This is a genomic window from Microcoleus sp. PH2017_35_SFW_U_B, from assembly GCF_020737865.1.
Lineage (GTDB): Bacteria > Cyanobacteriota > Cyanobacteriia > Cyanobacteriales > Microcoleaceae > Microcoleus.
The window spans coordinates 1-10678 of the sequence record NZ_JAEQDE010000149.1 but is presented as its reverse complement, the minus strand read 5'-3'; the positions used below and the strand labels follow the sequence as shown (position 1 = coordinate 10678).

General features: G+C 45.6%; 8 protein-coding genes and 1 pseudogene. 3 read left to right on the top strand and 6 right to left on the bottom strand.

The window, feature by feature from the left end; translation table 11 throughout:
- Positions 1-510: 510 nt before the first annotated feature.
- The 3 genes from JGK36_RS31570 to folK form a co-directional block, all read right to left on the bottom strand.
- Positions 511-1962 carry an FAD-binding domain-containing protein gene (locus JGK36_RS31570; RefSeq protein ID WP_293199122.1) on the bottom strand — a complete coding sequence of 484 codons (1452 nt, stop codon included), beginning with the start codon at positions 1960-1962 and terminating at the stop codon, positions 511-513.
- 287 nt (positions 1963-2249) lie between these two features.
- Complete coding sequence (locus tag JGK36_RS31565; RefSeq protein WP_293152783.1) at positions 2250-2798, bottom strand: NUDIX hydrolase; 549 nt, start codon at positions 2796-2798, stop codon at positions 2250-2252.
- A 202-nt stretch (positions 2799-3000) separates the two neighbouring features.
- The gene (gene folK, locus JGK36_RS31560) at positions 3001-3489 is read right to left on the bottom strand and encodes a 2-amino-4-hydroxy-6-hydroxymethyldihydropteridine diphosphokinase (protein ID WP_293185390.1); all 489 of its coding nucleotides are present in this window, start codon (positions 3487-3489) and stop codon (positions 3001-3003) included.
- A gap of 158 nt (positions 3490-3647) precedes the next feature.
- Here folK and JGK36_RS31555 point away from each other — a divergent pair, with 158 nt between their 5' ends.
- Positions 3648-4115: a hypothetical protein gene (locus tag JGK36_RS31555; RefSeq protein ID WP_293185391.1), complete on the top strand. Its 468-nt coding sequence runs from the start codon at positions 3648-3650 to the stop codon at positions 4113-4115.
- Positions 4116-4371: 256 nt separating this feature from the next.
- Entirely contained in the window at positions 4372-6723 is a 2352-nt protein-coding gene (locus JGK36_RS31550) for a PhoX family phosphatase (protein WP_293199125.1), read from the top strand.
- 124 nt (positions 6724-6847) lie between these two features.
- Here the strand turns inward: JGK36_RS31550 and JGK36_RS31545 are convergent, their stop codons facing one another.
- Entirely contained in the window at positions 6848-7189 is a 342-nt protein-coding gene (locus JGK36_RS31545) for a DUF5615 family PIN-like protein (RefSeq protein ID WP_293185393.1), read from the bottom strand.
- A 3-nt stretch (positions 7190-7192) separates the two neighbouring features.
- Positions 7193-7534, bottom strand: coding sequence for a DUF433 domain-containing protein (locus JGK36_RS31540; protein WP_293185394.1), 342 nt, complete (start codon positions 7532-7534; stop codon positions 7193-7195).
- Positions 7535-7774: 240 nt separating this feature from the next.
- Here JGK36_RS31540 and JGK36_RS31535 point away from each other — a divergent pair, with 240 nt between their 5' ends.
- A complete protein-coding gene (locus tag JGK36_RS31535) occupies positions 7775-9928 on the top strand; it encodes an SPFH domain-containing protein (protein ID WP_293199128.1) in 2154 nt (717 codons plus the stop codon).
- A gap of 156 nt (positions 9929-10084) precedes the next feature.
- On the opposite strand, the pseudogene JGK36_RS31530 reads toward JGK36_RS31535, so the two are convergent.
- A pseudogene (locus JGK36_RS31530) lies at positions 10085-10489 on the bottom strand (transposase); the annotation flags it as partial.
- Positions 10490-10678: the final 189 nt, after the last annotated feature.

Genomic DNA, 10678 nt, shown 5'->3' with positions numbered 1-10678 from the left:
GCTTCAGCGCTCTTTCTTATATATAGAGCAGTACGGTTCACTTAAGACTGCTAGTCAAAGGTACGTAGTTGCGCTTCAGCGCTCTTTCTTATATATAGAGCAATACAGTTAACTGAAAACTGGTAGTCAAAGGTACGTAGTTGCGCTTCAGCGCTCTTTCTTATATATAGAGCAATACAGTTAACTGAAAACTGGTAGTCAAAGGTACGTAGTTGCGCTTGAGCGCTCTTTCTTATATATAGAGCAATACAGTTAACTGAAAACTGGTAGTCAAAGGTACGTAGTTGCGCTTCAGCGCTCTTTCTTATATATCAAGCAATACGGTTCACTTAAGAGTGCTACTCGTGAAACTTCTATGAAAAATAGATACAGTTTGCTTCGTTCCTCTCGAAGGACAATCTTAAGTAAACCTCATTGATAGATAAAGAGCGCTGAAGCGCAACAACGTACCTAATAATGAACACCTATTAAAAAAACTAAAGTCCTCACTACAAACAAAAAATCATCTACTTACTCAACGATTTTTTGCTGTTTAAAAAGTTCCTTAAACTTGCGCTGCTGTTGATTGTGATCTACAATCTGATCTGGATAATGAAGCAGCCGACGTTCTATAGGCGAAATATTTCCAGTTAGCAAAAGCTTAGTATCCACTCGGCGCAATTCTGGAACCCAGTGCCGAATATATTCCCCTTCCGGGTCAAATTTTTGAGCTTGACTGGCGGGATTGAATATTCGCAAAGGTTTCGGATCCATGCCACTCGATGCACTCCACTGCCAGCCGCCATTGTTAGCAGAAAGGTCGCCATCAATCAATTTTTGCATGAAGTATTTTTCGCCCCACTGCCAGTTAATAATTAAATCTTTGGTGAGGAAACTAGCAACTATCATCCGACATCGATTGTGCATCCAACCTGTTTGATTTAACTGCCGCATTGCCGCATCAATAATTGGATAGCCAGTTTTGCCCCTGCACCAAGCTTGAAACAGCTTTTCATCGTTCTCCCAGGGAAAGTCTTTGAATGCTTTACGGTAGGGGCCATCTGCTAATTCAGGGAAGTTATACATCGCGTGTTGGTAAAATTCCCGCCACGCTATTTCCTGTTGCCAAGTGCGGATACTTGTGCAGGCTTCTTCGCTGCGGCAAGTGTCCATTACTATCTGGGTAGCTTGCCAAACAGTGCGGATGCCTATTGCACCAAATTTGAGGGCGGCGCTGAGTTCTGATGTACCCTTATTTGCGGGGAAATTGCGCTGTTCTTGATATTCGTAAATAGCGTTCTCGCAAAATTCTTCTAATTTTTTTTGCGCGGCACCTTCTCCGGGTTCTATTACTAATGGATTTTCCCAAATGAATCCCAAACTCAAGGCCGTTGGCAGTGTTTTCATGGCACCTGTTTGGTTGGCTATTTCTTGTTCTTCTGCGGTTAATCCCGTCATTAATTGCGGATAATTTATCGGCAGTGTCTCTACAGCTTGGGCTTTCGGTTGGCTATTCCATTTTTTCCAAAATGGTGTATAAACTGTGTAGGGATTCCCTGTACCAGTCCGTATTTCGTCCGGGGCGTGCAGAACTTGATCCCAGAAGTTTTTAACTTTTATTCCTGCTTGTTGGAGGGCGTTTGATACGGATATATCGCGCTCATTTGCATAGGGTTCTACATCTCTGTTCCAAAATACTGCTTTAGCATTAAGTGCCGCGGCTAATTTCGGTATTCCCATACGCGGGTCATCTTGAATTATTAGTAATTGGCTGCCTGCTTCGCTGTAACGTGAGGAGAGTTTTTCCAAGCAACCTATCATGTAGGTAACTCTGGCTGGCGCTACGTCATCGCGATCGAGTATATTGCGATCGAGACAAAAAATCCCGACTACTTTCGGACTTTGCTGGCGTGCTGCTGCGAGTCCAATGTTGTCAGAAATACGCAAGTCGCGACGGTGCCAAAATAAAATTAAATCAGACATTCGATTTTAGATTTTAGATTTTAGATTTTAGATTTTAGATTTTAGATTGACTCCCACGGATCGAGCCGGGGATTGTTAGAATGCAGAGCTTTTCATAGTCTCTATCCCGCTCATTCCCCCGGTTCAAGATGCGAATCAATGAATCCGGGGGCTGGTTACCAGAAAGAATTGGTTGAAAGCCTCTCCCCGATCGGGATAAATTAAAATCAGACTATTTATTACTCCAATCCTCTTCCTTCCTCAACTGTCAACTGTCAACTGTCAACTGTCAACTGAACAACTTTGCTTTAAGTCAAAAAAGGACGCGCTAAGAAGAAGCTAGAAATAGATTTCGCATCAATTGGTTCCCCGGCTAAGATAGCTTTTTCTAATTCTTCTGGAGTGAATAAAACTGTCTCCATGTCTTCATCATCGTCTTGTTCTGGCGGCTGTTCTAGTTTGACCAAATCTTGTGCTAAAAAAGCATAAATGATTTCGTCAGAATAACCGGGTGCTAGCATAAATTTGCCTAATTCCCGCCATTTTCCGGCGCGATATCCGGTTTCTTCTTCGATTTCCCGTTTGATAGTTTCGGCGGGGTTTTCATTGATTTCGACTGTACCTGCGGGAAATTCTAAAATCCGCCCTTTGGCGGCGAAGCGGTATTGTCGCACCAAGACGAGTTTACCTTCGGGGGTAACGGGAACTGCTAGTGCTCCGCCTGGGTGGCGAATACATTCCCAATCGCCTTCGGAACCGTTGGGAAGGCGGAGGCTGGCTACATCAAAGTTGAATTTGCGCCCTTGGTAAAATAGGCGCTGTTTGAGGAGTTGGGGTAGTTCTTGACCGATCGACATAAGTGAGAAGCGAATAATGTTTGATTGCACCGATTTAAGACATGATATCGTTTCCGGTGGCATCGGAATAATAATTTGGATGCTGTCAGTGCGAGCGTCCCGCTCGCTACCCAAATCGCGAGCGGGACGCTCGCACTACATAATTCCGATGCCAACGGATTTGACATCATAGGCGATCGCCGCCCTGAATTTTGCTCATTTTCTACACTTTCATTTTTTGCACTCCGGAACAGTCTGCGGTTTTCAGGATTTGGCCGATCGCACTTTTCGTCACAGGATGCGCCCAATCCGGCGCAATTTCTACCAAAGGTACTAATACAAAAGCTCTTTGGGTCATCCGGGGATGAGGTAAAGTCAGTGTCGGAGTTTCTAGGATTAAATCATCGTACAGCAGCAAATCCAGGTCGAGGGTTCTCGGCCCCCATTTTTCGCGGCGAATCCGATTAAATTTTATTTCAACTTCTAATAAAGTTGCTAGCAATTGTTGTGGTTGTAGCGTAACTTCTAGGATGGCACAGGCGTTAATGTAATCGGGTTGCGGCGGCCCTACGGGGGCGGTTTGATACCAGCTAGAATGGGATTTTACGGCGATTCCGGGGGTGTTGTTGAGAGTTGCGATCGCGCTTTTGAGCGTGGCGAGGGAGTCGCCTAAATTGCTGCCAAGGGCGATCGCACATTTTGTTGATTTCATTGGGAATTGGTTATTAGTTATTGGTTGTTGGTTATTGGTTATTGTTAGTTACTTTCTGAGTAACGCGGGGTAGACCTTATTATTTTAATCTCAGCTTAATTCAGTGTTAATTATTATTGATTATCATTGACAAATGTCAGTATTTAGTTGAAAGATTAATGAATTTGCACCGTCGCCTCTTGTCTGCCGTCATTCTAGTAACTATCAATTTAACAACAAGTGTATCGATCGGTTTAGCAGAAGCTAAGGAAACGTACCTTACCTTAAATTCGGACGATAGTCAATCTTTCGCGGGTTTAGTTCAGCAGGCGGAAGATTTAGCCGCATTGTCGATCGCCCGCGAGTTTCAAGAAAATCCGGCGTTAACAGAAGTTACCATCATCATTACAGCCGATCGCAGCCGACAAAGAGTTCCGGTTTTGCGATCGAGAGTATCCCGCAGCCAGTGGCAGAAAGATTCGAGAATCGAACAGTGGACTAGATATTTTGCTGATTCTCAATACCTGCTGGGATTCAGAGATAGCTATATTTCGTCGGGAAATTCAGGGCGATCGCAAACTATTAACGTGCCCGCCCCCAGCCGGCCTGCATCCCGACAAAACGATCCGGCTTTTCGAGATGATTGAAGAATTTGGGCATGGGGCGAAGCGAAGCGGAGGGATGGGGCATGGGGCATGGGGCATGGGGCATTGGTTATTGGTTATTGGTTATTGGTTATTGGTTATTGGTTACTACTGACAACAGTTAACAGACAACAGTTAACCTTTTGTTAACCTAAATATCTCCCAATTTTAATTAACCTTAAGGTTAACTTCCCTTAATTTAACAGTGATAAATTTCTAGGTAAATCATGATTAGGGATGTTGGGTTGAATAGGAATTTATGTCTAAAATAACTCGCCGACAACTGTTAATTTTCTTCGGTAGCAGTGCAGCTACGACTGTGCTTGCGCCTCAACTCACTGAAAAACTATTCGGCATCAATTCCACCTCGGCCGAAGCTGCTTTAAGTCCGCTATCTTTCACTCCGTTAAGACTACCTCATCCACTGCCAGTTTATAAAGAATTGTCGAGCTTTATGCCTACTGCATTGAACGGACAGGGTACGGTAATGGCGGCCTCGCAAAATACTAGATTAACCAGCTACAACGTAGTTGACGATGTGGTTGTCCCGCCGGAATACGAACGGTACGTGATTCTTCGCTGGGGCGATCGAGTTTTCCCCGATTCGGCAGACTATTTTGGCTACAACAACGACTACACCGGCTTCGTAGAGATTCGCGGCAGCAATGACGATGGCTATCTCTGGGTTAACCACGAATACATATCCTTCCCGATGTCGAAAGTGGCACCGGAAGCGCCGGCAGATGTGGCATCTTTCCCCGCAACCGATCGCGCTGTCCTCGGTTTAGACTTATCCGTAAAAAATCGCGCTACCCTCGGCGAATTTCTATACAATCTCGGTGGATCGATCGTCCGCATCACCAAACAAGCTGATGGACGCTTTAGGGCGATCGCCCGCGATTCCCTCAACCGACGCATTCACGGACTTTCCGGCCTCGGAATCAACAGCCAGCGTGCGGACAAATACAAAGATGTCACCTCCTGGGGAACCAGACGAGGCGACGACAAATATCTCACAGGTACGGGCCCCGCAGCCACCCAAGTCTTCGCCCAAGTCAACAGCGACGGGCTCGGAAACCGGATCGTCGGTACAGCCTACAACTGTTCCGGCGGCACAACCCCGTGGGGAACAATCCTCTCCGCCGAAGAAAACTTCCAAGGTAGCGAACTATTCTTCGTCGGAGTTCAGGAAAACGTCAAACCCAACGGCGGCCAAACGGGCTACGCCAAGGGCACGACGGGCGAAGAATTCGGCTTAGTCGGCGAAAAATACGGCTGGATGGTAGAAGTCGATCTCCAAGATCCGAATTTCCGCCCCCGCAAACACACCGCTTTAGGCCGTTTCCGCCACGAAAACGTCGCGATTCGCGCCGAAGCAGGCCGCAAGTTAGTAGTGTACATGGGAGACGATCGGCGCGGCGGACACACCTGGAAATTTGTTAGCAACGGTACTGTCACCAATCCCGCAGATAAAAGCAACAGCCGCTTGTTTGAAGATGGCACTTTATACGTCGCCCAATACAACCGTAACGGTGCTGGAAGATGGTTGCCACTAGCATTAAATAGCCCGACGAATCCGATACGTCCTAGTAAACTTGGCGAAGCGGAATTAGCAAGTTTTGGCAAAGCTCAAAGAGATGCTAATACTCGCTTACCCAAACGCGCCGGAATTGCAGGTCAAACTGAAGATGGTGGTTCATTTGTAGCGGATATAACTAATGAAGCAACAACACTTGCTGGCTACAGAAATAAAAGTCTGGCTAATTTCTATACCAGCCAAGGTGCAGTTTTAGTTGATGCCTTTTTAGCTGCTAATTTAATTGGTGGCACTCCGACGGCGCGACCGGAAGATTTGGAAATTAATCCTACTACCAAGGAAGTTTTCATTGCTTATACTGACGCCGCACCGGGTAGCGACGGTTATCCAGATTCTCGCATTTTTACTGTTGCTAAATACACTGCCGCCCTCAATAGCACCCAGCAGTCTGGAGGAATTTACAAAATTATTGAAGATAGTTCCGACGGTGCGGGTTTGACTTTCCGCTGGCAGCGTTTTGCTCAAGGTGGAGAGGCTGGTTCTGTGGCTGGATCGGGATTTGCTAGTGTAGACAATTTGGCTTTTGACACTCAAGGTAATATTTGGGGTGTCACCGATATGTCTACTAGCACGCACAATGGTTTTGATGTCGGTGCTGCGGCAAAACAAGCGACGATCGACCATAAAAAAACGGGCAATGTGTCAGAGTTTACTGGTGTTTTCGGCAACAATTGGCTGTTTTACATTCCAACGAACGGCCCAAATGCAGGAAGTGTAATTCCGTTTGCTTACGGCCCGAATCGGTGCGAAATGACGGGCCCGACTTTTGTGGGAGATACGCTGTTGCTTGCGGTGCAGCATCCTGGGGAAGATTGCCCGATCGATGATGGTACTGTACTCAGCCGCCAAATTGAAATGTTGGATTTGAGTGGTGCTGTTTTCAATCAAACTCGGACTGTTGCTCGCGGCAGTTTGTGGCCGAGTAATATTGAGAATGACAGGCGCCGATCGCCGATGCCTTCGGTGATTGGGATTCGCCGCGTGCGATCGACCACAACGGGTCAATTTGTTTAAATAGGACTTGCGCGTGAAGCCCTAGAAACCGGGTTTTTGCCCAGATATGTCGTCGCAGCCGACAGATTCGATAAAAACCCGGTTTCTTTTCTCAGCGACGCACCCTACAAATTAGTAACTACCGTCACACAGCAGGACGAACAACACGAATCAGTTTACCTTCCAAAGATTCTGCTGCTGTAATAGCCGCATTGATTCGGTTAGCCAGCGCTTCCCAATTGCGATCGTTCGTACAGGCGATAATGCCAGCATGAAGGGGCTGTATGCGATGCAACCGAAAGAAATCTTTACGGTTTTCAGTAATCACGGCACGTTTTTCGCTACTGGCAAAAGCTAAAACATCCGAGTCAGGAATTCCTTGATTAGCTCTGCCTGCTTCTTGGACAGTCAAAATATCGTGACCTAAAGCTCGCAGTAATTCTACAACAGGATAGGGGTATTGCTCATCGGCATAGAGACGTGCCATCTGCTACAAATCCTCGTACATGACTTCATCGTTTTCCCGAATTTCGGTTTCGATTTCATCGGGAAAGGCTTCAGCATAAGCCCAAGCGTTGGCAATATCAGTAGCAGATAGCGATAAATAGCTTGTGAGTAAATCGGCTTCGCTATAGCCAATCCGACGAGCTTCTACAAGCCCCCAAACGGTGATGCGAGTTCCAGCAATGCAGGCACTGCCACCACAAACACCAGGCGTTTTTTCAATACCGCGCCAAGGACTAATTTTCCCTTGGGATAGCAGTTGAACCACTTGAGCTTTTTCGTCGTCAGAGAGTGCCAGCAATTGAGGCTCTAATTCTTTCAGCGTCATGGCAAACAATAGAATTGCGGTTACTTTCTATCTTATCAAACAACTTTTAAGAAAGTCATCTTAAAAAAGAGCGATCGCCCGAGAGTCAAGCGATCGGCTGGTATTATCAAACAGTCTGTATTGACTGGAAAACCTGTTTTCGCACAAAAATAACCGCAGAATTTCAATAAGTTTTATGTACCCACTTTGGAATCAAGGCTAAGCTGGATGTAATAAGACTCTACAGCTTGTATGAAAAAAATGCTTTATTCACTTTTGCCTAAATCTCAACTCAACATTCGGGTTTTAAAACATTTAGCAGCCGCTGTTTCTGCATCTTTAGCTCTCAGTGCAATTACCACTTTGAAACCCTCGCCAGTAACGGCTGCTGGCGATATCCCCCTAACACAAACCTCGACTCAGCTAGCAGCAAAACCTGATTCTAGGTTGCAGCTAGGGCAGTTGCGTACCACTGTTCCCGTGCAGAGAATGCAGCTCGATGGGGGTGGATTTATCCCGATCGCGATCGGCGGTATGATAGTTATTCTAGTGCTACCGCTATTTTTTGGCGGATTAGTCGTAATTGGCGATCGCGAAGTCGGAATTGTCAGTAAAAAGTTTAGCTTTGGCGGCAAGTCTTTACCCCCAGGCGATTTAATTGCCTTAAACGGAGAAGCTGGATATCAAGCTGATACTTTACCCCCCGGTTGGCATTGGGGTTATTGGCCTTTGCAGTACAACGTTCGCAAAGAATCTCTGACGATAGTTCCCCAAGGCGAAATTGGTCTGGTGATCGCAGCAGGCGGCGAGTCAAATCCACCGCAGCGCATTCTCGGCAAAATCACAGAATGCGACAATTTTCAAGATGCTCGCAAATTCCTCAAAGGCGGCGGCGAAAAAGGGAGACAACTCGGAATTTTGACTGGTGGCAGCTATCGAATTAACACGGCATTGTTTACCGTAATTACAGCAGCAAATTCTCCCAAACACGGGATGACAGCCGAACAGTTAAAACTGTACACGATTGCCCCGGATAAAGTAGGAATTGTCACCACTTATGACGGCGTTCCGATTCAAGATGGCGAAATTGCCGGCCCGATCGTTCCGAATCATGACAACTTCCAAAACTCGCAAAAATTTATCACTGCTGGCGGGCGGCGCGGTTTGCAGGAACAGGTTTTGCTTTCCGGTTCGTGGAACTTAAATCCTTGGTTTGTCGGGGTTGACCAAGTGCCGATGACCGAAATCCCGATCGGCTATGTCGGCGCCGTGATTTCCTATGTGGGTCAAACCTCGGAAGATGTCAGCGGCGCTGCTTTCACTCACGGCAACTTAGTAAATGTCGGGAATAAAGGGGTGTGGGTAACTCCGCTTTATCCGGGCAAACATCCGCTGAACACTCGCATTTTGAAAGTAGAATTAGTACCAACTACCAATATTGTTTTGAATTGGTCGAGCAAAATAGAAAGACACAGTTACGATTCTCAACTTTCATCTTTAACAGTACGTTCTAGAGATGGTTTTGCCTTCGATTTAGAAGTAGCTCAAATCATTCACGTCGGCGCTTTAGATGCTCCGAAAGTCATCTCTCGCGTCGGTTCGATGCAGAACTTAGTTGACCACGTTTTGCAGCCGACAATCGGCAATTATTTCCGCAATTCGGCTCAATCTTATTCTGTGTTAAATTTTCTCTCCGCCCGGAGCGATCGGCAAGCGGAAGCAGCCGAGTATATCAAAGCAGCTTTGCGTACCTACGACGTGCAAGCAATTGATACTTTGATCGGGGATATTTTGCCACCCGCAGAGTTGATGCAAACTCAAACCGATCGCAAAATTGCAGAGGAACAATGCAAGACTTATGACGTGCAGCAAATAGCACAAACTCAGCGACAACAATTGGTGCGGGAAACTGCTTTAGCTGAGATCCAGCAAGAGATGGTGAAATCGGAACAAGGTGTGATGATTTCTGAGTTAAAAGCGAATTCTCAGGTGAAACAAGCTCAAGGCGAAGCTGAATCTATTCGAGTGAAAGGAAATGCTCAAGCTGAAGCTTATCGCGCGGGTGTTGTGGCTTTGGGCGGTTCCGGTTATACGGCTTTGCAGTTAATGCAAATTATCGGTGACAGTCATGTGCGAGTTGTACCGGATGTTGCGGTTAGCGGCAACGGTAGCGGCGGCGGTTTGGTTGACGGTTTACTGGGAATGATGATGTGGAATCAAACGGGGAAAAATGGCGAAAATGGCGGGGAGTTACCTGTAGTTAAGTTACAAAAATCTGAATCTGTGGCCAAGTTACCTGTAGCAAAGGTGAATTCTGTTAAGTCCCCGGAATCTCGCCCTAATTCGCCCCCTGTTGCGAATTCGGATAGTGATATTGATTCGCTGTTTGATGAATTGCCATTTGACAATTCATAAAGGTATGTAGGGCTTGCTGAAAAAGTCAGAAAACAGCATTGAGAAAGATAAGTCAATTCGAGATCGCCTCGGCAATATAAGTTTTGTCAATTTTATGATGACGAAACATAGCTTTTACCAATGATTGGAGCCCAAAAATATCCAAAAAGGTTTTTGTTATGAAATAGACAGAAAAAAAGCCAAAAAGCCTGCCTTCTTCTGGGCAGAAAGATTCATCACCAGAAAATTTATAGCGATACTTGTTTCAGAAGTATTATTAAGTTTAGCCATCACTCTACCGAGGCTAAATCTTCTTTTAGCTTCTCCAAATCTTCCCTCAATTAAGTTACGAATTCTCTCGTCTGATTGAGCTTGTTTTTTTATTGATTTGCTCAGATCTTTGGGAGGTCTTCCTAGACGGACACCGCTCATTCTGATGCCGAGTTATTTGCACCAAATTCTATTTTCTTCCGTTCGATATATCCGATCTACATGAATTGATTCAGGGTAAAATCCGGTGAATCGTTTAAATGCTTCTACTTGTGTCTTTAAGTCTCCTGATTCGTTGAAATTATCCCAACTAAGGAATGAAAATTTAATAACATCAGCGATGTATAATAAATAAATGAGTGAATATGAATAGGTTCATGTTTCGGTATGGATGTCAAATAGTATACCTACTTGGTTATTCTTATGTCGCCCATGATTTGTTGATTTGAATCATTTATCCTAACATAATTTATGTATTACTCAGACGAAATTACTGCTTTA

Excerpts from the sequence above, each read along its gene's own strand:
- JGK36_RS31570 (WP_293199122.1), bottom strand. The coding sequence starts at position 1,962 with ATGTCTGATTTAATTTTATTTTGGCACCGTCGCGACTTGCGTATTTCT.
- JGK36_RS31565 (WP_293152783.1), bottom strand. The coding sequence starts at position 2,798 with ATGTCGATCGGTCAAGAACTACCCCAACTCCTCAAACAGCGCCTATTT.
- folK (WP_293185390.1), bottom strand. The coding sequence starts at position 3,489 with ATGAAATCAACAAAATGTGCGATCGCCCTTGGCAGCAATTTAGGCGAC.
- JGK36_RS31555 (WP_293185391.1), top strand. The coding sequence starts at position 3,648 with ATGAATTTGCACCGTCGCCTCTTGTCTGCCGTCATTCTAGTAACTATC.
- JGK36_RS31550 (WP_293199125.1), top strand. The coding sequence starts at position 4,372 with ATGTCTAAAATAACTCGCCGACAACTGTTAATTTTCTTCGGTAGCAGT.
- JGK36_RS31545 (WP_293185393.1), bottom strand. The coding sequence starts at position 7,189 with ATGGCACGTCTCTATGCCGATGAGCAATACCCCTATCCTGTTGTAGAA.
- JGK36_RS31540 (WP_293185394.1), bottom strand. The coding sequence starts at position 7,534 with ATGACGCTGAAAGAATTAGAGCCTCAATTGCTGGCACTCTCTGACGAC.
- JGK36_RS31535 (WP_293199128.1), top strand. The coding sequence starts at position 7,775 with ATGCTTTATTCACTTTTGCCTAAATCTCAACTCAACATTCGGGTTTTA.